We start from the raw sequence: 19,469 nt of genomic DNA on the forward strand, positions 1-19,469 counted from the left end.
ACGAGCAATTATTACACCTTTCTCCGATCGAAGGGGGTCGTTACCGTGTCCGGCGACAATTTAGGGGCGAGGGAAGTACCTCGGGTGATGATGCTATCGCCCGCCGGATACGTCGGGATCTCGATCGCGGTCGGTCTCTCGTTCGGAATCTTGCTCCAGAAGGCGCGGTTCTGCTTCGTGAGCGCCTTTCGCGACTTCGTCGCGTTCAAAGACACCCGCGTGCTGAAGGGTCTCCTCGCCGGAATCGCCGTGATGACGGTCTTTTGGAGCGTCCAGGCCACGTTCGGCTATTTCCGCGGCTTCTGGACGCCCGCGTGGGGGCTCGGATCGGTGTTCGGCGGCTTCGTCTTCGGGCTCGGCATGACGCTCGCGGGCGGCTGCGCCTCGGGGACGCTGTACCGCGCCGGACAGGGGTACATCCAGTTCTGGCTCGTCCTCCTGTTCATGTTCGTCGGCTACGTCCTCTTCGCGTTCGCGTTCCCCGTCGCGGAGACGTACTACTTCCAGACGCTGAACCCCTTCGAGGGCCGGACGCTGTACCTCTCGTTACCGTTCTCGCCGGCCGTAACCGGCGCCGGAGCGGTCGCGCTCGGCACGCTCGGGTACGCGTACGTGAAGGGCCGGAGCCGGCTCCCGGACGAGCCTTCGGGCGGCGCCGGCGTGGGATCGGACACCCGTGCGCAGGCCGCGGTCGGCGGGTCGCGGGCGCTCTCGGCCGTCTCGGTCGGGCTCCGCGGAATATTCGACGGCACGGTCGAGTACGTCCGCGCGCTCCGCGACGACGACCGCCCGCTGAAGGCCCGGCTCCGCGACTCGTGGGACGCCCGCGGTGTCGGCGTGGCACTGGCGCTCGTCGCGAGCCTCTGGTTCTGGGTGTACGGCCACTGGGCGATCACCGGCAGCGAGGCGCGCTGGGCCGGCTACCTGCTCTCGCAGGCCGGCTACGACGCAGGCGGCGTCAGGTACTGGGGGTCGATCCTCTTCCGCGACGGTGGCATCACGATGACGATCGACATGCTGATGATCGCCTCGCTGATCGTCGGCTCCTTCCTCGCCGCGTACGCGTCCGGCGACTTCCGGATCCGCAAGCCGAAACTCCGGCGCGTCCCGAACTACGTCGGCGGCGGGCTGCTAATGGGCGTCGGCTCGCGGCTCGCGGCGGGCTGTAACATCGCGAACCTCTTCTCCGGGGTCGCGCTGCTGTCCGTCCACTCCTTCCTCGCGGGCGCGGGGATCATCCTCGGCGTGTACGTGATGACCCACTACATGTACCGCGAGGTCGGCTGCGCGATCTGAGCGGCCGGAAAATCTTCTGATAGTCCTTCTCATCGACACCTCCACAACCGTTTCCGCTCGCTATGCCGGTACCTACCGATCACCGTTTATCAGACTCTAGACGGTCGGCGCAGTACGAGACGATCCGAATAAAAGGCGGTTGTCGGTCCGTCCCGTAGCTAAAAGTTACTACTGCTCGGGGAACACGGGTTCCCTCGGAAAACAGCTCGCTCAGGCGTCGGCCGGCTCGCTCGTCTCCAGCTCGAAGTCCCACTCCTCGTAGCCGCCGGCCATGCTGGCGACGGCGACGTCCTCCTCGACTCCCTCGTAGCTGCTGATCAGCATGGCGGCCTGTTTCGAGGACTGACCGACCGGACACGCACACACCACGTCGGTGTCGTCCCAGTCGATATCGGGGACCATCGACGGCAGGTCGCCGAGCGGGAGGTTGATCGCGCCCGGGATGTGGCCCCGCTCGTACTCCGCCGCCGGTCGCGTGTCGATCACGCGGATGTCGCCCTCCTTCACGCGCTCGTTGACTTCCTCGGGGGAGAGTTCTTCCACCATGGTCACTCCTTCCGCATGAAGATCCGGTAGCGACCGTCGCCCGACTTCCACACCTTGGCGGTCGCGTCGTCCCCGACCGCCTTCGGGACGTTCTCCGTGCTCGGCACGTGATCGGTCTTCTGAACCAACACGTCGCCGGGCGAGAGCCCCGCGATCGCCTTCTTCGCCTCGACCTGCGGGTACGGACAGACCTCGCCGGTCATGTCCTGAACCTCCGTCGCGTCCTCCAAGAGCGTCTCGGCGGTCTCGTCGTCGAGTTCGTCGGGCATCTCGACGACGTCGTCCCACGATGGTTGACTCATGCCGACACGTAGCCTTCTCGACCGGTAACCCCTTTCGTGACCGGCAGGCTTCTCCCGTATCTCGGACGGGCGATCGCCGCGTACGACCGTCTCGACCGTCGAGAACACCGTTTCCGTCGGACTCTTACCACCGACCGACGAACGAGAGGTATGAGCGACTACGTCGTGGACGAGTCCACGATCTTCGAGACGCCCCTCGTCGAACTCGACCTCGACTTGGCGAGCGACGCGACGGTGTTCGCGAAAGCCGAGTGGTTCAATCTCTATGCGGCCCCGCACGGCGGCGGGTCGATCAAATCGCGGATCGCGAAGGGGATGTTGGACGGCGCCGAAGAGCGCGGCGACCTCGAACCGGGAGTCACGGTGATCGAGCCCACCTCCGGCAACACCGGCAGCGAAGTCGCCCGCCTCGCCAGCGACCGCGGCTACGACGTCGAGATCGTGATGCCCGACAACGCCGCCGGCGGCAAGGTCGAGGCCGTTCGCGACGCGGGCGCCGAGATCGAATTCGTCGACGCGGACTTAGGGTACGACGCGGTGATCGAGCGCTGCGAGGAGATCATCGCAGAGGACCCCGCCAGCTACTACCGGCCGAACCAGTACGAGAACCCCGACAATCCGGGGACACACCAGCGGACGACCGCGCCCGAGATCCACGGGGCCACGGACGGGGAGGTGACTCACTTCGTCGCCGGGGCGGGCACCGGCGGCACGATCACGGGGACCGGCCGTGGACTGGCGGAACTACGCGGGGACGACGTGGAGATAATCGGATTCGAACCGTCGGAACCGCTCCACGCGATTGACGGGCTGAAGTACCTGCGGACGGGCGACCACTACCATCCCGAAACCTACGACGAGTCGGTCCTCGACCAGAAACTGTACGTCCCGACCGATGAGGCATACGATCGCGCCCGCACCCTTCGGGAGCGGTACGCCGACGAGTCTGTCCCGATTGCCGACCCCGGCAAACACGACGAGAAAACGGTCCGCGAACACCTCCGCGTCGATGGTCAGTTCGTCGTTGGGACCTCGGCCGGCGCCGGCGCGGCGGCCGTCGCGGCGCTCGACGAGGCTGACGATCTCGCGGACGACGACGTGGTCGTGTTCATGCTTTGCGACCGCGGTGACAAGTACGCGGACATCCCCCTCTGGGAGGAGTATCTGTAGGCTTACTCTCGAATAGCCGAAAAGAACGCTCGACCTCCGTCCTTTTTACCGTCTTACCGGCCGCCGCTGGCTGCCGGAATGACCCGCACCTGTGCGTCGTCCGGGACTTCGACGTCGAGCCCCTCGACGGGCGTCCCATTGACGTAGACGTTGATGAATTCCTTGATCTCGCCGTCCTCGATCACGCTGTCTCTGAGTTCGTCGCCGTGTTCTGCGGCGTGGTTGTCGAACAGTTCCGCCACTGTCTCGCCGGCGACCTCGACCTTCGAGGTCGCCGACCCACCGACTAGCGCGGCCGGGAGTTTAATCGTCGCCATACTCCCGGTTGACTGCCCGACCTCAAAAGGAGCGCGCCGACGGCAACGACGACCCGCGCCTATCACGACCGGCGCAGAGCGTCGACCGAGCGTCAGGGGTGTACCGACGGCTCGGAACGCTCGTCGTTGCGGGTCTCGCCTCGTTCGTTCCCTCGTCATCGGCGCGTCGACCGGTCGTGCGTTGCGGCTACACCTCCGAGATGCCGGCAGTACGCACCGGTGGGCCGCCGGCTTAACCGTCCGGAACCGATAACATTGGTGAATGACTGATCTCGATCTCGACCCGACGCAGCTCGACCGCTACTCCCGACACGTCATCCTCGACGACGTCGGTCCCGAAGGCCAGAAGTCCCTGTTAGATGCCGAAGTACTCGTCCTCGGCGCCGGGGGACTCGGCGCACCGATCATCCAGTACCTCGCGGCCGCCGGCGTCGGAACGCTCGGTATCGCCGACGACGACGAGGTCGAGCTGTCGAACCTCCAACGACAGGTGATCCACGGCGACGACGACGTGGGGCGCAAGAAGGTCGACTCCGCGGCGGAGTTCGTCGCCGACCTCAACCCCGATGTCGACGTCGAGAGACACGACCTCCGCGTCACGCCGGACAACATCGAGGAGCTGATCGAGGGGTACGACTTCGTCGTGGACGGAACGGACAACTTCGAGACGCGGTACCTCGTCAACGACGCCTGTACGCTCGCCGGAATCCCGTTCTCGCACGGCTCGATCTTCCGGTTCGAGGGGCAAGTGACCACGTTCGCAGGCGACGACGACTCGCCGTGTTACCGCTGTCTGTTCCCCGAAGCGCCGCCCGCCGGGATGGTTCCGAACTGCGCGACCGCGGGCGTCCTCGGCGTCCTTCCGGGGACGGTCGGCTGTCTTCAAGCGACGGAGACGGTGAAACACATCATGGGAAAAGGCGAAAGCCTGGACGGCTCCATGCTCTTCTTCGACGCGCTGGAGATGGACTTCGACAAGGTCGAGATCCCCAAACAGGACGACTGCCCCGTCTGCGGCGACGACCCAGCCATCGAGTCGGTCCACGACGTCGAGTACACCGCCTCCTGTGCGATCGACGTCGGCGGCGACGAGCCCGAGATCGAAGCTGGCGACTGAGCTGCGCGCAGACGCTCGCCGACGCGGCACACGCGCCGGCCGGCTACCGTTCGCCGCTCACCGCGACTGACTCCTGCTCGAACGCCTCCGCCTCGTCACGCCAGCGCCACGAACCGACGAACGGGTAACCGTCGAGCGCACAGATGACGTACGAGTGGTCCGGCCACGTGGCGCGCGCGGCGTCCGTCTCGCTCGGGTGCGTCGGGCCGGTAGGGTGTGAGTGATAGAACCCGACCACGTCGAGCCCGTCGTCCTCGATCGCTTCGATCAGCTCGAACTGCTCTTCGGGATCGATGAGGTACCGGATCTGTGGCGTTTCGGCGACGTTCTCCGCCGCGTACGTCTCCGTGACCACGCTCGTATCACCGTCGGTGCCGTGTTCACCGGCGAGGACGCCACAGATCTCCGCTTCACCGCCCTCGTACGCCCGGTACACGATGTCGTCGTACGCCGCCCGCGTGAGTTCGATCACGTCTCGAAGTACGCCGACGGGCGAATAAATCCGTTCTGACCGGCAACGAAAGCGGTGCGCTGCGGAGCTCGGCAGGTGCCGGGCTACGAGGGGAACTCACGGCGAAAAAAGTGTCCGCGCGTCGGGTCTGACCGGGGATGAACCGGTTTCGTCGGACACCGGAGCCCGCGGTCTCGGCGTCTCCGTGGCGTCCGCGTCTCTGTCAGCGATCCGGCCGAACCGCACGGCGAGCAGAACGGCTCAGAACGTGATGATCTCGTAATCGTCGTCGACGAGCGAGCGGATGCTCGGGTGCCCGTCGTACTCGTCGAGGGTGACGAGTCCGGCGTCGGCGACGGCGTCCTCAACGCCGAACGCGCCGGAACAGAAGTCACAGACCGCCGCGTCGTCGCGGACCGCCTGGTAGAGTTCGTGGTAGTCGCTGTCCTCGTCCTCCAGCTCGGGGATCCACTGGGTCCCCGCGCCGTCGAAGATGAGTTCGAGCTCGTCGCCCTCGGTCTCGGCGAACTCCTTTGCCGCCTCCAGCGCGTTCGCGAGGCGACCGTAGTCGGAGTGCGATTCGTTGCCGGCGAGAATCACGATTGCTGCTTTTGCCATCGTGTTAGGACACAGGCCCTGCTCGCAGATAACTCGTCCGCGGGTGTGTGTTCTGAACGCCGACTCGTCATGCGATGACGTGGCACGTATCTCTCGTCCCGTCACAGCACCCGCGTGTCACGGACAATCGCTCGCGTCGAACGAGCGCGGGTCGGATCCCTGAGCAACTCGCCGGACTGCGGCGTCGTCGATGTCGACCACGGCGGCGACCCCGCCGTACCCGTGTGTCTGGTCGTGGCCACGAACGACGACACAGGACACGTCGTCGGGAACCTCGACAGTCTCGGAGCGCGTGAACGGCTGCTCGGAGTGCGCGTGCAGCAGCTCTCGGCGACCGAGCCGCCTCCCGTCGAGCCGCTCGACCTGCCACCAGTTCGCGTACCCCTCCTCACCGTCGTCGTCGTGGTGGAGGCTCACGTCGAACGCGTACCCCTCGTCCGTCGCCTCGAACGCGACCTCAACGACGTTCGCTTCTTGGAGGTCGAGGTCCGTGTCGTCCGCTTCGTCGTCCGCCTCGTCCACTTCGCTGTCCGTATTGCCTGTCTCGCCGTCGCCGCCGACACACCCGGCCATCGGCGCGAGCGCGACTCCGGCGGCTCCGATGAGTAATTCCCGACGGGAGGGGCTCGGATTCCGGGCCATACGTGTCGTTCGACGACGAACGTGAAAACGCCTCTCCCGCGCCGCGTCGACGGCGTCCGGCCGCCGACTACCCGTGATGGTGGTGGTCGTGTCGGCTACCCCGAGAGAACTGCCCGGAGAACGCCCTGTCGACGACCTCCGAGAGCGCCGGGTGGATGTGGACCGCCTCGCGGATGTCCGCAACCGTCCCGGAGCCCGCCGTCATCGCGACGACGACCTCCTCGATCAGGTTCGACGCCTCGGGGCCGACGATGTGACAGCCGAGAATTTCGCCGTCCAAGTCGATGAGCACCTTCACGAACCCGTCTGCGTGCATCGCGCTCCCGCGGGCCGTCTCGTCGTACGCGTACGTGTTCGTGGCGTACTCACGGTCCGTACCGCGGAGGTCCTGCTCGCGCGCGCCGACACCGGCCACCTCGGGCGAGCCGAACACCGCGAACGGCATCGCCGAGTAGTCGACCGGCTTGAGCTCATCGCCGAGCAGATTCCGGACTACGGCCTTCGCCTCGTGGTTCGCGCTGTGTTTCAGCAGGTACTCGCCGACCACGTCGCCGAGCGCCCACACGCCCTCAGCGTCGGTCCGCAGGTACTCGTCGGTCTCGACGAACCCGCGCTCGTCGGTCTCGACGCCGGTCGCGTCGAGGTTCAGCATGTCCGTGTTCGGCCGACGCCCAGCGGCGACGAGCAGTTCGTCGCTGGCGACAGTCACGTCTTCGGCGTCCTCTGGCGCGCCGACCGTCTCGTCCCCCGCGCGGACGGTGTCGGCCTCGGGGTACGGCCGGGCCTCGACGGCCACCCCGTCGCCGTCCTCGTCGACTGCGACCGCCTCGTAGCCGGTGTACACGTCAAGGCGGTCGGCGTAGCGGTCGGTGACAGCCTCGCCGACCTCCGCGTCGGCCTCGGGGAGCAGGTGCTCGCGGCGGCCGACGATCGTCACGTCGCTGCCGAACGTCTCGAAGAAGTGGCCGAGTTCGGCCGCGATGTACCCGCCGCCGACGATCACGAGGTGGTCCGGCGCCGTCTCTAAGCGGAGCGCCTCCGTGCTCGTGAGGTAGTCCACCTCGTCGATCCCGTCGATCGGCGGGATCGACGGGCGCGTGCCAGTGGCGACGAGGACGGTGTCCGCGCGCAATGTGGCGCCCTCGTCGTCGCCGTCGACGACCTCGACGGTCCGGTCGTCGACGAACCGGCCCGTCCCCGAGAACAGGTCATGGGCGTCCGACGACTCCAGGCCCCGTCGGATCGACTCGGAGTTCCCGGCGACGTCGTCGGTGACCTTCTCGACGATCTCCGCGAAGTCCACGTCCCTGACCTCGGCGTCGATTTCGAACTCGCCGGCCCGCTTGACCGTCTCCAGCACGTCGGCGTGATACAGCAGCTGTTTCGACGGGATACAGCCGCGGTTGAGACACGTCCCGCCGAGCCGCCCCTCCTCGACGACGGCGACCGAGTTCCCGCGGCCGGCCATCGCGTTCGCCACGTCCAGCCCTGATCCCGATCCGATCACGAGGAAATCGAACTCCTGCATGACTGGACCGACGGGACCCACGGTCATCAAGACCAGTCCGCCGTGGTGCGAGTCGCACACGACCGCGTCCCAGTCGGAACCGCCCGCATCAGACGCCGAACGTCGTCGCGAGGACGATTCCGCCGACGACCCCGAAGACGACGCCGAGCCCGCGTTCCATAAGACCGCTCGGGATGTGTCTGCCGACGCGAGCGCCGACCGTTCCGCCGACGATCACGCCCGGGATCGACCAGACGACCACGTACCAGACCGGCGTCGCAGCGAGCGCGTGGACGGCGGCGCCGGCGACCGCCGCGATCGCCAGCACGAACACAGACGTGGCGACGGCGACGCGCGGCGGCATCCGGCATCGCGCCACGAGCTGCGTGGTCACGATTTCGGGGAGCCCGGCGCTTATCAATCCCGTGATCAGCCCGCCGAGGCCCGCGAGCGCGACGCCCGGCGGACGCCAGCAGGTCGGGTAGACGAACCGCTCACCGTCGGCGGCGTCGACGACGGTGGTGCCGCGCTCTGCGTTCTTTTGTTTGAGGAACTCGCCCTCCCTCTCTCCGGGTTCGGTCTCTTCCGGGGAGTCGGAGTACAGCAGGAACCCGCCGAGCGCGAACAGCCCGACTCCGAATCCACCGCGGAGGAGCGTGTCGGGGACGTAGTGGGCTGCGAACGATCCGATCACGATCGCCGGGAGCGCCCCGAGTAGCAGCCACTTTGCCGTCGCGTAGTCGACGACACCTTGCTTGACGTAGGATCGAAGCCCGTTGCCCATTCCGAACACTTCCGTCATGAGGCCCGCGCCGACCGCTTGGGCGGGACTGAGCCCGACGACCAGCAGGAAGAACGGGCTGAAAAACAGCGCGCCCGAGACGCCGGCGGCGATGGCGACCAGCGCGAACAGCACCGACGCGGGAAACACCCACCAGTGGTCCAGAACGCGATCGACCGGCACCGCCGAGAGCGACGGGACCGGATCGAGTCCGGACGTCGCCGCGATCACCTCACTCGTCGCCACGATAGCCCCCGCCATCGTTCACTCCGGGTGGTGGGCGCCGTGCCCGACCCAGAGGAGCAGCAGGTTCGCCGCGATCGCGACCGGTAGCCAGCCGGCCGGCAGGATCAACGAAACGGGCTCCGCGGCCCCGACGACGTACGCGGCCGGGAACGCGATCGCGGTCCAGAACGCGGCACGGCGGACGGTTGCCTCCGCTCCGCGACTGACTGCCGACCCGGCAGCTGCGGTACAGCTACGCACGGGCCGGTCGTCGCGCAGGCAGCGCGGTCGGTGCGCGTCGTCGGCCGTCTCGGTAGACGCATTCGCCTCCACGGCTTACACCGGGAGTAGGGCGATCCCCGCACCGAGCACGACACCGTAGACGACGTGGAAGAAGCCGAACGCACCCATCGTCTTCGGGTTCGGCTCCATCGCGAGGATGATCCGCATCCAGAAGACCATCCCGCCGACCATCAGGACGAGCCCGAAGGCGAGCCCCCAGAGGACGCTTCCGACGAGGACGCCCGCGCCGACGTCGAGCCCGAGCGCAGTCGCGCCGAGGGCGAACGCGACCCCCGCCCCGATCCCGTACAGCATGTGGAGCAGCATGCCTTGTTTCATGTACGCTTCCGGCCCCTCGTCGCCGACGTACTTCGCCCAGAGGGCGGCGGTCGGCGGCGGCGAGTCGTCTCCCATTGTCATCATGAACATCGTCATGACGACAGTCGCGATCAGTCCAGCGATCAGTCCAGTGAATATGCTTACCATGATATGTTCTCGCGCCGGCGTGCCGACGCAGGTTACCTCTAGTAACCTTGACGCGAGGATACCAAATAAAGTCGCGCGAACGGACGGGTAACCAAGTTACCGACTGGTTACGGTGACCGGCGAGCGGTCGGCCTCACAGGTACGACTTGCCGTCGGGAAGCGCACACTCGTCGCCGTGACAGCGCGCCGCTCGCTCAACGGCTTCGAGGTCCGCCTCGTCGTCGGGCTCCTCGCTCCGCCAAGCGTACTGAACGGTGCGGTCGGGATCGATCACGAAGACTGCCGAGCGCGCGACACCGCGGTGGTCCTCGATCTCGTCGACGCGCACGCCGTACGCCTCGGCGGCGCGCCCGTCGCTGTCTGCGAGCAGCGGGAAGTCGATCCGGTGTTTCTTGGCGAACGCGCGGTGGCTGTAGACCCCGTCGGTCGAGATCCCGAGGACAACCGTGTTCTCCAATAGCGACAGCGTCTCGCTGTCCCGCAACGTACACATCTGCGTCGTACACACGGGGTGGAAGTCAAACGGGTAGAACACGGCTACGACCGCCCACCCGTTGTCGGTGTACTCGGTCAGCGCGTGCGTGTCAATCCGACCGCCGCCCGCGCCGGGGAGTTCGAACGTCGGCGCTGTCTGTCCGGTCTGAAGCATACGTGAGACTCGGAGGTAAAACGACATGAACCTCGCCCGATCGTGCGAACACATTACACACATCGAGAACGGATCACCGTCTCGGTACCAGCGTCGACGGCTCCCGTCGTTCGTGTCCCCGTACCGCACGCCTTGCGGTGATTTATTAGCGGTCCTCCCGTCCCGCCGGTATGACGCTCGCGCTCTCTGCTGGTCTGGTCGCGACGATCGTCGTTGTGGTCGCAGTCGCGGGCGCCGTCAACGGCGTCGCCGGGTTCGGATTCGCCGTCGTCGGGACGATGGTACTCGCCGCGACGCTCGATCCGGCGACCGCCGTCGCGTTCATGATCCTGCCGATGTTCGCCGTGAACCTCTCGCTCGTCGGCGATCTCACCCGCAAGGAGCTCCGCACGTGCGGGACCCGGTTCGCGCCGCTGCTCGTCGCCGCGCTTGTCGGCACCGTCGCGGGGATGGCCCTGCTCGACCGACTCCCCGAGGCCCCGGTGCGCGTGCTGCTCGGACTCGTCTCGCTCGGCTTCGTGGCGGCCGCTCAGCGTGCGGTGCCGCTTCCGGACCTGTCGAGCGTGAGCAATCGCGGGACCGCCGAAACGCCGCTCGTCATGGCCGTCGTCGGCGTCGTCTCCGGCGTCCTCTTCGGCGCGACGAACGTCGGCGTCCAGCTCGTCGCGTACGTCCGGAGCTTCGACCTCTCGCACGGGCTGTTCGTCGGGGTCGTGGCGCTGGTGTTCGTCGGGATCAACGGCCTCCGGGTCGTCGCCGCCGGCGCGCTCGGCTTCTACCCGGACGCAGCGTTTGCCCTCGCGTCCGTCGCCGCGGCTGTCCCGGCGGTCGTCGGCGTCGCCGTCGGGAAGCGGCTCCGCGACCGGGTGAGCGAACGGCTCCGCCGCGGCGTCGTCCTCGGCCTACTGACGGTAATCGGCGTCAGGCTCGTACTCGGCGGTGCCGGGGTCCTCTGACCGTCTCCGCCACCGACTCACCGATTCAGCCGCCACCGAATCACGGCGGCCGCGACGAACACCGTCGCGAACGTGACGCCCCCTGAGATCAGCGCGCCGCGAGCGCTCGACGCGCCCGTGGTGAGGACGGTCGCGGAGGCGCCGCCGCCGGCGAGGACCGCACCGCCCGCGATCCCGCCGACGCCGATACAACAGAGGCTCAGGAGGCCGACCACCGACAGCGAGCCCAGCAGGCCGTCGTCGCTCATTCGTCTCCTCCCTCGTCGCGGAACGCGCCGAGCGCGAGCGACCAGTCGTACTCGCGGTACCGGACCCGCGACACGCCGTCGGGGTCGACGACGTCGTACTCGCGCAGGATCCGTCGAATGCCGCTCCGGCCGCCGAAGTCGCCCCGGTACCAGAGGAGGAGCCGCGGCACGTACGCGGTCCCGTCCTCGACGAGGGTCTCACTCCGGAGGTAGTTCTCGGTCGACGCGTCGAGGTCCGCGTCGACCGTCTCGGCGTCGTAGGCGGCGACCGCCGGACAGGAGGCAGCACCGCAGTTGAGCGCGAAGTGGACGCGGAAGTCCGGCTCCGCCACTCGATGCCGCCTGACGAACGCCGAAGGGAGCGGGTTCGGGACGTATCCGAGTCCGTACTTCCACTGCGAGCCGCGGAGGATCCCGTGTTCGATCGCATCGAGACTCAGGTCCTCGCCGGCCACGGTGACGATCGGCTCCGAAAAGAACCGGCGACGGCTCTCGAACCGGTCCGGTTCCGACAGTAGCGCGTCGCCCGTCGCAGCGTTGTACGCGTTCAGCCAGAAGGCGAGCCGCTCGTCCGGACCGAGGGCGTCCAAGTCGCTCTCCGAGAGATAGGCGAGACGAGTGCGCGCGTCCTCGCGCGCTGGATCGTGTTCCGAGCCGGCACGGACCGCGCGGAGGAACCGCTGCGAAGTCTCGACGGGGGCGGAATCGATCTCCGACGGCGGACCGGGGGCCGGCGTCGACTCGGACGCTGTCATAGTCGGATCTCTCGGGCGGGAAGCGAAAAGCCGCTGCGGTTGGGCGCGGCACGCGGCAGACCGACCGAGCGTTATGTCGCGGGACCGCGTATGTACGGTATGACCGACGCGACCGCCTCCTCCGAGCCGGTCCCCGACTTCGAACTGCCGAACGTCGCCGCCGGGCCGGACCCGTTTTCGCTGTCCGCGGCCGCCGCCGACTCGGACCTCGACGCTATTGTCCTGCTGTTCCAGCGGGACTACCACTGCGGGAACTGCCGGAAGCAGGTCCAGGCGACCGCCGACCGGTACGACGAGTTCGAGGCGCTGAACGCGTCGGTCGTCTCGATCCTTCCGGAACCCGTGGAGCGGGCCGCCGAGTGGCAGGACTCTTATGACCTCCCGTTCGCGCTACTCGCGGACCCGAACACCGACGTGAGCGACGCCTACGACCAGCCGGTGCGGTTCGGCGTCCTCGGCTCGCTCCACGACCTCGTCGGGCGGATGCCGGTCGCGATGGTCCTCGATGTCCGGTCCGGCGAGCCGGTCGTCGCGTACACGTACGAGGGGCGGATGCCCGCCGACCGCCCGGAGATCGACGACCTGCTCGACGAGGTTCGGGCGTTGCGCGCCGACTGACGGATGTGCGAGTCCGACCGTCGCACCGTTCTCGTCGCGCTCTGGCGGATGTCCCGCCCCGCACAGATCGCGCTGATCGGGCTCGTGTACGCCCTCGGTGTCTCGATGGCGCTCGGTCGGGGCGCGACGGTCGACCTTGCGAATGTGGGTATCGGTCTAGCCGCGCTCGTCTCGGTCGCCGCGAGCGTCCACTACGCGAACGAGTACGCGGACGCTGAGACCGACGCGCTCACGGACCGCACCCCCTTCTCCGGCGGGAGTGGCGCGCTCGCCGAGACCGGTCTCCAGCGTCGCCTCGCGCTGTGCGCCGCGGTCGCGTCCGCCGCGATCGGTCTGTTGCTGCTCGCCTGGGCCGCGAGTCCGCTGGGCGGACGACCGCTGTCGACGGTTCACGCCGTCCTGCTCGGTGGGATCCTCCTCGTCGGCTGGCAGTACTCGGTCGGGCCGCTCCGGCTCGCGTGGCGCGGATTCGGCGAGATCACGAACGCCGCGCTCGGCGGGATCGCACTGCCGCTGTACGGGTTCGCGGTCGTCGCCGGCGAACTGACACTCGACGCCGCGCTCGCGACCGTTCCGTTCGCGCTCGTTGTGTTCGTGAACCTCCTGGAGACGCAGTGGCCGGACCGCCGGGCGGACGCCGCGGTCGGGAAGCAGACGCTCGCGACGCGGTGGTCACCCCGTCGACTTCGAGCGGTGTACGGGCTCGTAAGCCTCGCCGCCGCGGGATCCGGCGTCGCGCTCGCCGGTCGTGTGCTCCCGTCGGTCGTTGTGGTCGGAACGCTCGTTCCGATGGTCGGTCTAGTTCCCGGGTACCGGCGGTTCACGCGGCGGGAGGAACCACTGCCTGCGGTCGCGACGATGGTGGTCACGGCCGCGACGACGACGGTCGCGTGGGGCGCGGTCGCCGCCGGACTCGTCGGCTGACTCGGCCGTCGTCGGCCGAACGTCCACTTGCTCGACGACTCAGGGGAGTTTTCGACCGACCGCGGTCGACAGCCGGTTCCGAACGGCCTGCCGGTCGGGGAGCGACGGGAGCGTCGCCGAGAGCGCGCCGACGAGTCCGCCCCACAGGAGGTGACCGACGAGCGAGGCCGCGTTCAGGTTCGGGAGCGGCGTCGCGACACCCACGGCGTTCAACCAGAGGCTCATGACGACGCCGGCCATGACGAACCATAGGAAGAGCCCGTAGGCGATCCCCGCGGCGACGGTAGCGCCGACGGAGTCACCGAGGAGATCGTCCGGCACCTCCGACCGAGCGACGGTGAACACCGTCGCGAACACGGCGCTGTGGAACAGGTGCGCGACCCATCCGACCGACGAGACGGAAGCCCCGTACAGCGCGCCGATCACAGGTAGCGTTCCGGTCGTCGCCTGGAAGAAGGCCCCCATCGCGACGCCGGCCGCCAGCCCGATACCGAGCGTCCGCCACAGCGTCCCGCTCGCGAGCCCCGGGGCGTCCCCGCTCGCCGCGTTCCGACTGCTCCGCGGGAGCAACACCCGGACCGTCGTTTCCTTGTCGGTCGCGTCGACGACCACCTCACCGCCGTATCTGGCTACGAGGAGCCGCAGGACCGGGACGCCGTAGTCCACGTCGTTCCGCTCCTGTTCGGGGACCCCTTCGACGAGCACCTCGCGTTCGCGGTCGCTGAGCCACGCTCCGGGGGCGGTGACGGACAACTCCACGAGTCGGTCCCGGACATCGACTGCGAGGGGGCCGGCACCCCCGTCCGCCCAGTCGGGAAGCGCCGCGAGCTCGTCGAGCAGCCGGTCGAAGTACCGGTCGGCCCTGATCGTCACCGACGGGGGTGACTCCGCCGACTCGACGCGGGCGGTCCGTTCCGCGTGTCGCCGTATCGCCTCGTCGATCCGCACCGGACCGAGCGCGCTGCCGCCGTCGACGGTTCCGACGGTGAGGAATCGCGTCTCGTCGACCGCCCGGTCGATCCGAGCGATTGCGTCGGTGATCGCCGTCTTACTTCGACCTGCGGTTCCCGCTTGCCCTTCGAACAGGAGGTCCGTGTGCCCTTGGAGAATCGTGACGGAGTTTCGGACCTCGTGTCTGAGGATCCGGTTGAGGAGCCGCGCCTGTTCGATCTGCCGGTCCACGACCGCCTGCCGCCGGTCCGCCTCTGCACCCCTGATTCCGACGAGCAGCCCCGCGCCGCCGCCGACGATTCCGACGGCAGCCGCCGCCGCGGTGGCGTCACCCGGCGACGACGTCATCGCCAGCGGTCCGAGTGCGAGCCCGACCGCCGCGGAGCCGGCGACGAACCATTCGAGGACACTTCGGGCGTACGCGCGGTCTCGCGCGCTGATCGCGAGGTTGACGCCGTACAAGACGACACCGAACCCCACTACCAGAACGAACACCGCACTCATCTCCATCGCCAGCGCCGTGTCTGTCACCAGCAGGTCTGCGACCGTTCCGCGCGTCAGCAGGAACGCGACGACCGCGATAGCGACGCCTGCCGGCTTGAATGCGAGACGATCGCTCGGTGACGGTCTGTCCATACGTCAAATTATCAGGCGTACTTAAAGAAGTACATTGGTCGTGTAGCTGGGCCCCTACATCTCGCCTCAGATATTTATTCCGCAGCGGCGAGGCGCTCCGCGACGGCGTCGGTCTCGGCGGTCTCGTGGGCGATGAACCCGTAGTTCGTGAGCGCAGCCTGAAGCGCCTCCTCGCCGGCCGCCGCCGTGGCGTCGGTCACGGTCAGCACCTCGAAGCCGTTCTCGACGGCGTCACGGAGGTGTGACTCGACGCAGAGGTTCGCGCTCATCCCCGCGAGCACGAGCGTGTCGATCCCGCGCTGGCGGAGCTGGATCTGGACATCGTTGCTCCAGAAGCCGGAGAGCTGCTTGTGCGGCGAGAGGACGAACGTGTTGTCGTCCGGTTCGAGCTCCGGGACGAAGTCGGCACCGTCCCCGGCGGTGTCGAACATCCGCGTGTCAAACATGATCTGGTCGATCGTGTTCAGGTGCTCCCAGCTCTCGTACTCCGCGTCCCCGTACTCGTGCGGGGAGTAGAAGACGGGCACGTCGCCCTCCCGAGCGGCGTCACGGAGGCGTCGGATCTTGTCGACGACGGCGTTCTCCTCGACGGTCTCGCCCACCTTGTCCCAGACCACGCTATCGGGCTTCAGGAAGTCGATCTGCGGGTCGGTGACCAGTAGGGCCGTGCTGTCGGCGTCTATTTCGAGTTCACTCATGGTTACCTGTAGTAACTTGGTATGGTCGAGTAACTATTAAGCCCGCGCGAACGTGTCGGTAACCGGGTTACCAACTGGTGAGCTTAAGAGTCGCAGACGAAATTCTCGGGGACGCGAGCGACCCGATCGACGCGGCCTTGCGACACGACAGTCGGTTTCGTCTCCTCACCTACTTACTAAACGTATCTTTATTTTTGTGGCGGCCGTAGATCGGGTATGAGCACGGATTCGGAGCCGCTAGAGGTGTGGTGTGCGGGCAGCGAGTGGTGTCCGATCACGACGACGGCGACGCTGATCGGCAAGAAGTGGCATCCGGTCGTCATTCACCGACTCCTGGAGAACGGCCCGCTGGGATTCAACGCGCTCAAGGAGGACGTCGACGGGATCTCGGGGAAGGTACAGTCCGACGTCCTCGAAGACTTAGAGGAGCACGGGTTCGTCGACCGAACCGTCGTCAGCGAGAAGCCGTTCCGCGTGGAGTACTCGCTGACGGACCGCGGGCGGTCGTTGAAACCCGTGATCGTCGCCATGCGTGACTGGGGGAGGGAACACCTCACGCCCCCCGACGACCAGTGAGCGACCCGAGTGATTCGAGCGACTCGAATGTCTCGGCCATGAACGTCGCGTCTGTCCTCCCGAAGGACGCGATCCCGAGCGTCGACGACCCGACGTTCGGAGACGGCTACTTCGGCGATCCGGACGACGATGTCCTGGTCGTCGAGCCGGCCGACGACGCGACGCCGGCGCGCGCCTACCCGATTCGGATACTGAACTATCACGAGGTCGTCAACGATGTGATTCCTACCGTAGGGGGAGACGGCGATCCGATCGCCGTCACGTGGTGTCCGATCTGCGGCAGCGGCGTCGTCTACGACGCGACCGTCGACGGACGCCGGCTCGCGTTCGGCGTCTCGGGGAAGCTGGCCGACGACGACCTCGTCCTGTACGACCGCGAGACCGACTCCGAGTGGAAGCAGTCCACCGGCGAGTGCATTGCGGGCGCGCTCGCCGGCGAGCAGCTCCGGGTTCGGCCCGGTCCGATGACGACGTACGCGGCCTTCCGCGAGGCCCACCCCGGCGGGCTCGTCCTCCAGCCCGAGTCTGAGGGGTCGGCCGCCGTGAGCGGGTACGACCCCTCCGGCTACGAGGCCTACGAGGAGCGGGAGGCGTTCGGGCTTCGCGGGATGCGCGGCGAGGGCCTGGAGCGCGAGTGGGATCGGGACGACCTCGACCCGAAGGCGGTGGTCCTCGGCGTGACGCCGACCGGCGGCGGGGCGCTCGGGTTTCCACTTCCGACCGTTGAGACGGCCGGTGGCGTCGTGGAGGCGACGGTGGGTGAGACCGACGTCGTCGTCCTCGCGACGGGCGACGGCCTCCACGCCTTCGAGCGACCGGACTTCGAACTCCGGATCGAGGACGGTGTCGTCCACGGCGACGGTACCGTCTGGACGCCTGCGACGGGGAAAAGCGACGACGGACGACGGCTGCGGCGGGTCCCGACGCGACGGCTCTACGCCTTCGCGTGGCAGGACGACCACGGACCCGACGCGTTCCACGTGTCCGTCGGTCGCAGGTGACGGGACGACGACCCGTTCACAGCCTTTCGGGGTCGATCTGTCGGCCGACGAGGACGAGACTGCCGACCAACAGCACGACGGCGATCGGTAGCAGGAACTGGAACGCCGTCACGACGATGCCCGACGCCTGAATCCCGAGGACGATGAACACGACCGGGCCACAGCAGGCGGTGCCCGACAGGACTGCCGGGATACTTGCGATGACGCCGGACGACGAGGACCCGACTCCGCAGGCCGCCGGCTGTCGCCACGCGAGATACGTCAGACCGAGGTTGAGACCGACCAGACCGGCGATCGCGATTCCCAGTACGGTGTTGAGCGAAAACAAATATGTCACCGGTCCGGCCGACACCCGAACGACGGGCGTGAACGAGAACGGACCCAGTTCCGGCTGGAAGAACTTCTCGAAAGCGCCGGAAACGACGAACAGGTCGAACCCGCCGACCCCCGGCGCGAGGTGCCCGAGCGCGTATAGATAGGCTATCAGGTACCCGACCGCGGTTCCGACGACGACGAGCGTCGCATCGGTCCGACGGAAGACCCCGCCGGTAGCCGCGAAGGTCCTAGAGACGGCGGATTCGAGCCGTACGGCGGCGTTACGCGTAGACATTGGTGTCCGGATAGTACCCGTGCCAGGCGAACCACATCGCGTCGAACACGTGGATCCGCTCTAGCGGAAGTGCGTTCGGTTCGTACGTGTCGTCGCCGACGACCACCGTATCCGCGTCGGTCGTGACCGTCCGTTCGTCGGGGTTCAGATACACGTATCCGGTGGCCAACCGCTGATCGGCGACCGCGACGACCGGTGTCCCGTCCAGTTCACCCGACATCACTCGTTCCGAGAGGAGTGTGGATTTGTCGAACGCGACCGCGCCGTCGGCGGTCCGGGCGCACATGAAGACGCGTTTCCGCTCGAAGCGGTCGTCGTCACTGAGCGGTTCGAACAAGGTGTTCTCGCCGGCATAGTAGCCCCCGAGCGGGTTGTACGATCCGTACGGGTCTCTACCGTAGTTTCTCGCGGATCCGGTGTCCGTCGAGAGGACCTGGGTGTCTGGACGGAGGTCTCGCCACTGCTCCCACGTCGTCCACACGAGTCTGAACTCCCGTAGCGATCGGGTCCCGGGAGAGGAGTTCCACGGACCAGGTATCGACGTCGCGAGAATCTGCGGCCACCAAGCCTCGGTCGCTCGGTCGTACATGACGAGGTTGTTGTTGATGAGGCGGCCGGAGACGCCGAACGTCGTCTCGCCGCGATCGAACCCTTGGACGGTCCCGGTCAGCGGGCAGTACGTCACCGCGACGGGGAGATCACCGAGGCGATCGTTGACGATCTCGTGTTGTACGAGGATCTTCTGTGGGTACGCCTTTGTCTCACCGTTCAGCATGACGCCGAACACGGGGTCACCCGGATCCAGGAAACCGGCGTCATCGGGGTCGACGAACGAGGGGTCGTCGATGGAGGGAATCCCGTCTTTGGACGGTCCACCCGAGATCGCGAGCGATTCGTACTCGCCGGGGTCCATCGAGAGAGCCAGTGGCTCCTCGGCAGTCGGGACGACCCCGTCGATCTCCGGCGTCGATTCGTCGGGACTCGTCTCCGCTGTCGTCGAAGATCGCTCGGATCCGCCGTTTACGCCGCTGGTACAGCCTGCGAGTGCCGCGAGGCCAGCAGTCGCAATGTACTGACGGCGGGTGAACTCCATCAGTTGATATGAGG

25 protein-coding genes are annotated in these 19,469 nt (G+C 67.4%); 8 read left to right on the forward strand and 17 right to left on the reverse strand.

What is annotated here, in order from left to right; translation table 11 throughout:
• The first annotated feature begins 87 nt into the window (after positions 1 to 87).
• Complete coding sequence (locus QOL69_RS06850; protein ID WP_283402587.1) at positions 88 to 1,296, forward strand: YeeE/YedE family protein; 1,209 nt, start codon at positions 88 to 90, stop codon at positions 1,294 to 1,296.
• Positions 1,297 to 1,506: 210 nt separating this feature from the next.
• Here the strand turns inward: QOL69_RS06850 and QOL69_RS06855 are convergent, their stop codons facing one another.
• Together QOL69_RS06855 and QOL69_RS06860 are read right to left on the reverse strand one after the other, a co-directional pair.
• Positions 1,507 to 1,842: a rhodanese-like domain-containing protein gene (locus QOL69_RS06855; RefSeq protein WP_283402588.1), complete on the reverse strand. Its 336-nt coding sequence runs from the start codon at positions 1,840 to 1,842 to the stop codon at positions 1,507 to 1,509.
• A gap of 2 nt (positions 1,843 to 1,844) precedes the next feature.
• The gene (locus QOL69_RS06860) at positions 1,845 to 2,144 is read right to left on the reverse strand and encodes a sulfurtransferase TusA family protein (RefSeq protein WP_283402589.1); all 300 of its coding nucleotides are present in this window, start codon (positions 2,142 to 2,144) and stop codon (positions 1,845 to 1,847) included.
• Between the two features lie 150 nt (positions 2,145 to 2,294).
• Between QOL69_RS06860 and QOL69_RS06865 the strand changes: the two genes are divergently transcribed.
• Positions 2,295 to 3,314 carry a PLP-dependent cysteine synthase family protein gene (locus QOL69_RS06865; protein WP_283402590.1) on the forward strand — a complete coding sequence of 340 codons (1,020 nt, stop codon included), beginning with the start codon at positions 2,295 to 2,297 and terminating at the stop codon, positions 3,312 to 3,314.
• 53 nt (positions 3,315 to 3,367) lie between these two features.
• Here the strand turns inward: QOL69_RS06865 and QOL69_RS06870 are convergent, their stop codons facing one another.
• Complete coding sequence (locus QOL69_RS06870) at positions 3,368 to 3,631, reverse strand: MoaD/ThiS family protein (RefSeq protein WP_283402591.1); 264 nt, start codon at positions 3,629 to 3,631, stop codon at positions 3,368 to 3,370.
• A gap of 262 nt (positions 3,632 to 3,893) precedes the next feature.
• On the opposite strand from QOL69_RS06870, the gene moeB reads away from it, so the two are divergent.
• Positions 3,894 to 4,748: an SAMP-activating enzyme E1 gene (moeB, locus tag QOL69_RS06875; protein WP_283402592.1), complete on the forward strand. Its 855-nt coding sequence runs from the start codon at positions 3,894 to 3,896 to the stop codon at positions 4,746 to 4,748.
• A 43-nt stretch (positions 4,749 to 4,791) separates the two neighbouring features.
• On the opposite strand, the gene QOL69_RS06880 is transcribed toward moeB, so the two are convergent.
• The 8 genes from QOL69_RS06880 to QOL69_RS06915 form a co-directional block, all read right to left on the reverse strand.
• Entirely contained in the window at positions 4,792 to 5,220 is a 429-nt protein-coding gene (locus QOL69_RS06880; RefSeq protein ID WP_283402593.1) for a desampylase, read from the reverse strand.
• Positions 5,221 to 5,460: 240 nt separating this feature from the next.
• Positions 5,461 to 5,817, reverse strand: coding sequence for a hypothetical protein (locus QOL69_RS06885; RefSeq protein ID WP_283402594.1), 357 nt, complete (start codon positions 5,815 to 5,817; stop codon positions 5,461 to 5,463).
• A 117-nt stretch (positions 5,818 to 5,934) separates the two neighbouring features.
• Positions 5,935 to 6,459: a hypothetical protein gene (locus QOL69_RS06890; RefSeq protein ID WP_283402595.1), complete on the reverse strand. Its 525-nt coding sequence runs from the start codon at positions 6,457 to 6,459 to the stop codon at positions 5,935 to 5,937.
• Between the two features lie 67 nt (positions 6,460 to 6,526).
• A complete protein-coding gene (locus QOL69_RS06895) occupies positions 6,527 to 7,987 on the reverse strand; it encodes a dihydrolipoyl dehydrogenase (protein WP_345782498.1) in 1,461 nt (486 codons plus the stop codon).
• Between the two features lie 88 nt (positions 7,988 to 8,075).
• Positions 8,076 to 9,008, reverse strand: a complete 933-nt coding sequence (locus QOL69_RS06900) for a sulfite exporter TauE/SafE family protein (RefSeq protein ID WP_283402597.1) — start codon at positions 9,006 to 9,008, stop codon at positions 8,076 to 8,078.
• Positions 9,009 to 9,011: 3 nt separating this feature from the next.
• On the reverse strand, positions 9,012 to 9,305 hold the full coding sequence (locus QOL69_RS06905) for a hypothetical protein (protein WP_283402598.1): 294 nt from the start codon (positions 9,303 to 9,305) through the stop codon (positions 9,012 to 9,014).
• A gap of 3 nt (positions 9,306 to 9,308) precedes the next feature.
• Complete coding sequence (locus tag QOL69_RS06910) at positions 9,309 to 9,740, reverse strand: hypothetical protein (protein WP_283402599.1); 432 nt, start codon at positions 9,738 to 9,740, stop codon at positions 9,309 to 9,311.
• Positions 9,741 to 9,873: 133 nt separating this feature from the next.
• Complete coding sequence (locus tag QOL69_RS06915) at positions 9,874 to 10,389, reverse strand: redoxin domain-containing protein (RefSeq protein WP_283402600.1); 516 nt, start codon at positions 10,387 to 10,389, stop codon at positions 9,874 to 9,876.
• 170 nt (positions 10,390 to 10,559) lie between these two features.
• Here QOL69_RS06915 and QOL69_RS06920 point away from each other — a divergent pair, with 170 nt between their 5' ends.
• Positions 10,560 to 11,345: a TSUP family transporter gene (locus QOL69_RS06920; protein ID WP_283402601.1), complete on the forward strand. Its 786-nt coding sequence runs from the start codon at positions 10,560 to 10,562 to the stop codon at positions 11,343 to 11,345.
• A gap of 17 nt (positions 11,346 to 11,362) precedes the next feature.
• Here QOL69_RS06920 and QOL69_RS06925 read toward each other — a convergent pair whose 3' ends face one another.
• Positions 11,363 to 11,593 carry a hypothetical protein gene (locus tag QOL69_RS06925; RefSeq protein WP_006630605.1) on the reverse strand — a complete coding sequence of 77 codons (231 nt, stop codon included), beginning with the start codon at positions 11,591 to 11,593 and terminating at the stop codon, positions 11,363 to 11,365.
• Positions 11,590 to 12,348, reverse strand: coding sequence for a DUF547 domain-containing protein (locus QOL69_RS06930; RefSeq protein WP_283402602.1), 759 nt, complete (start codon positions 12,346 to 12,348; stop codon positions 11,590 to 11,592). Before QOL69_RS06930 ends, QOL69_RS06925 begins: the two co-directional genes overlap by 4 nt.
• Before the next feature lie 99 nt (positions 12,349 to 12,447).
• On the opposite strand from QOL69_RS06930, the gene QOL69_RS06935 reads away from it, so the two are divergent.
• Positions 12,448 to 12,966: a peroxiredoxin family protein gene (locus QOL69_RS06935; protein ID WP_283402603.1), complete on the forward strand. Its 519-nt coding sequence runs from the start codon at positions 12,448 to 12,450 to the stop codon at positions 12,964 to 12,966.
• Positions 12,967 to 12,969: 3 nt separating this feature from the next.
• A complete protein-coding gene (locus tag QOL69_RS06940; protein ID WP_283402604.1) occupies positions 12,970 to 13,890 on the forward strand; it encodes a prenyltransferase in 921 nt (306 codons plus the stop codon).
• Between the two features lie 39 nt (positions 13,891 to 13,929).
• On the opposite strand, the gene QOL69_RS06945 is transcribed toward QOL69_RS06940, so the two are convergent.
• Positions 13,930 to 15,477 carry a histidine kinase gene (locus QOL69_RS06945; RefSeq protein ID WP_283402605.1) on the reverse strand — a complete coding sequence of 516 codons (1,548 nt, stop codon included), beginning with the start codon at positions 15,475 to 15,477 and terminating at the stop codon, positions 13,930 to 13,932.
• A 74-nt stretch (positions 15,478 to 15,551) separates the two neighbouring features.
• Positions 15,552 to 16,175 carry a cysteine hydrolase family protein gene (locus QOL69_RS06950; protein WP_283402606.1) on the reverse strand — a complete coding sequence of 208 codons (624 nt, stop codon included), beginning with the start codon at positions 16,173 to 16,175 and terminating at the stop codon, positions 15,552 to 15,554.
• Positions 16,176 to 16,391: 216 nt separating this feature from the next.
• Between QOL69_RS06950 and QOL69_RS06955 the strand changes: the two genes are divergently transcribed.
• The gene (locus QOL69_RS06955; protein ID WP_283402607.1) at positions 16,392 to 16,751 is read left to right on the forward strand and encodes a winged helix-turn-helix transcriptional regulator; all 360 of its coding nucleotides are present in this window, start codon (positions 16,392 to 16,394) and stop codon (positions 16,749 to 16,751) included.
• 38 nt (positions 16,752 to 16,789) lie between these two features.
• Positions 16,790 to 17,752, forward strand: a complete 963-nt coding sequence (locus QOL69_RS06960) for a DUF3179 domain-containing (seleno)protein (protein WP_283402608.1) — start codon at positions 16,790 to 16,792, stop codon at positions 17,750 to 17,752.
• Positions 17,753 to 17,768: 16 nt separating this feature from the next.
• Here QOL69_RS06960 and QOL69_RS06965 read toward each other — a convergent pair whose 3' ends face one another.
• Together QOL69_RS06965 and QOL69_RS06970 are read right to left on the reverse strand one after the other, a co-directional pair.
• Positions 17,769 to 18,362 (reverse strand): hypothetical protein, encoded by a 594-nt coding sequence (locus QOL69_RS06965; protein WP_283402609.1) that lies wholly within the window; start codon positions 18,360 to 18,362, stop codon positions 17,769 to 17,771.
• Positions 18,349 to 19,455, reverse strand: coding sequence for a DUF3179 domain-containing (seleno)protein (locus QOL69_RS06970; protein ID WP_283402610.1), 1,107 nt, complete (start codon positions 19,453 to 19,455; stop codon positions 18,349 to 18,351). Before QOL69_RS06970 ends, QOL69_RS06965 begins: the two co-directional genes overlap by 14 nt.
• Positions 19,456 to 19,469: the final 14 nt, after the last annotated feature.

It is taken from the genome of Halorubrum sp. DM2 (genome assembly GCF_901686465.1).
Lineage (GTDB): Archaea > Halobacteriota > Halobacteria > Halobacteriales > Haloferacaceae > Halorubrum.

Bases quoted from the DNA above. Each gene is read 5' to 3' on its own strand.
- QOL69_RS06850 (WP_283402587.1), top strand. From the start codon at position 88: ATGATGCTATCGCCCGCCGGATACGTCGGGATCTCGATCGCGGTCGGT.
- QOL69_RS06855 (WP_283402588.1), bottom strand. From the start codon at position 1,842: ATGGTGGAAGAACTCTCCCCCGAGGAAGTCAACGAGCGCGTGAAGGAG.
- QOL69_RS06860 (WP_283402589.1), bottom strand. From the start codon at position 2,144: ATGAGTCAACCATCGTGGGACGACGTCGTCGAGATGCCCGACGAACTC.
- QOL69_RS06865 (WP_283402590.1), top strand. From the start codon at position 2,295: ATGAGCGACTACGTCGTGGACGAGTCCACGATCTTCGAGACGCCCCTC.
- QOL69_RS06870 (WP_283402591.1), bottom strand. From the start codon at position 3,631: ATGGCGACGATTAAACTCCCGGCCGCGCTAGTCGGTGGGTCGGCGACC.
- moeB (WP_283402592.1), top strand. From the start codon at position 3,894: ATGACTGATCTCGATCTCGACCCGACGCAGCTCGACCGCTACTCCCGA.
- QOL69_RS06885 (WP_283402594.1), bottom strand. From the start codon at position 5,817: ATGGCAAAAGCAGCAATCGTGATTCTCGCCGGCAACGAATCGCACTCC.
- QOL69_RS06890 (WP_283402595.1), bottom strand. From the start codon at position 6,459: ATGGCCCGGAATCCGAGCCCCTCCCGTCGGGAATTACTCATCGGAGCC.
- QOL69_RS06895 (WP_345782498.1), bottom strand. From the start codon at position 7,987: ATGCAGGAGTTCGATTTCCTCGTGATCGGATCGGGATCAGGGCTGGAC.
- QOL69_RS06900 (WP_283402597.1), bottom strand. From the start codon at position 9,008: ATGGCGGGGGCTATCGTGGCGACGAGTGAGGTGATCGCGGCGACGTCC.
- QOL69_RS06910 (WP_283402599.1), bottom strand. From the start codon at position 9,740: ATGGTAAGCATATTCACTGGACTGATCGCTGGACTGATCGCGACTGTC.
- QOL69_RS06915 (WP_283402600.1), bottom strand. From the start codon at position 10,389: ATGCTTCAGACCGGACAGACAGCGCCGACGTTCGAACTCCCCGGCGCG.
- QOL69_RS06920 (WP_283402601.1), top strand. From the start codon at position 10,560: ATGACGCTCGCGCTCTCTGCTGGTCTGGTCGCGACGATCGTCGTTGTG.
- QOL69_RS06925 (WP_006630605.1), bottom strand. From the start codon at position 11,593: ATGAGCGACGACGGCCTGCTGGGCTCGCTGTCGGTGGTCGGCCTCCTG.
- QOL69_RS06930 (WP_283402602.1), bottom strand. From the start codon at position 12,348: ATGACAGCGTCCGAGTCGACGCCGGCCCCCGGTCCGCCGTCGGAGATC.
- QOL69_RS06935 (WP_283402603.1), top strand. From the start codon at position 12,448: ATGACCGACGCGACCGCCTCCTCCGAGCCGGTCCCCGACTTCGAACTG.
- QOL69_RS06940 (WP_283402604.1), top strand. From the start codon at position 12,970: ATGTGCGAGTCCGACCGTCGCACCGTTCTCGTCGCGCTCTGGCGGATG.
- QOL69_RS06945 (WP_283402605.1), bottom strand. From the start codon at position 15,477: ATGGACAGACCGTCACCGAGCGATCGTCTCGCATTCAAGCCGGCAGGC.
- QOL69_RS06950 (WP_283402606.1), bottom strand. From the start codon at position 16,175: ATGAGTGAACTCGAAATAGACGCCGACAGCACGGCCCTACTGGTCACC.
- QOL69_RS06955 (WP_283402607.1), top strand. From the start codon at position 16,392: ATGAGCACGGATTCGGAGCCGCTAGAGGTGTGGTGTGCGGGCAGCGAG.
- QOL69_RS06960 (WP_283402608.1), top strand. From the start codon at position 16,790: ATGAACGTCGCGTCTGTCCTCCCGAAGGACGCGATCCCGAGCGTCGAC.
- QOL69_RS06965 (WP_283402609.1), bottom strand. From the start codon at position 18,362: ATGTCTACGCGTAACGCCGCCGTACGGCTCGAATCCGCCGTCTCTAGG.
- QOL69_RS06970 (WP_283402610.1), bottom strand. From the start codon at position 19,455: ATGGAGTTCACCCGCCGTCAGTACATTGCGACTGCTGGCCTCGCGGCA.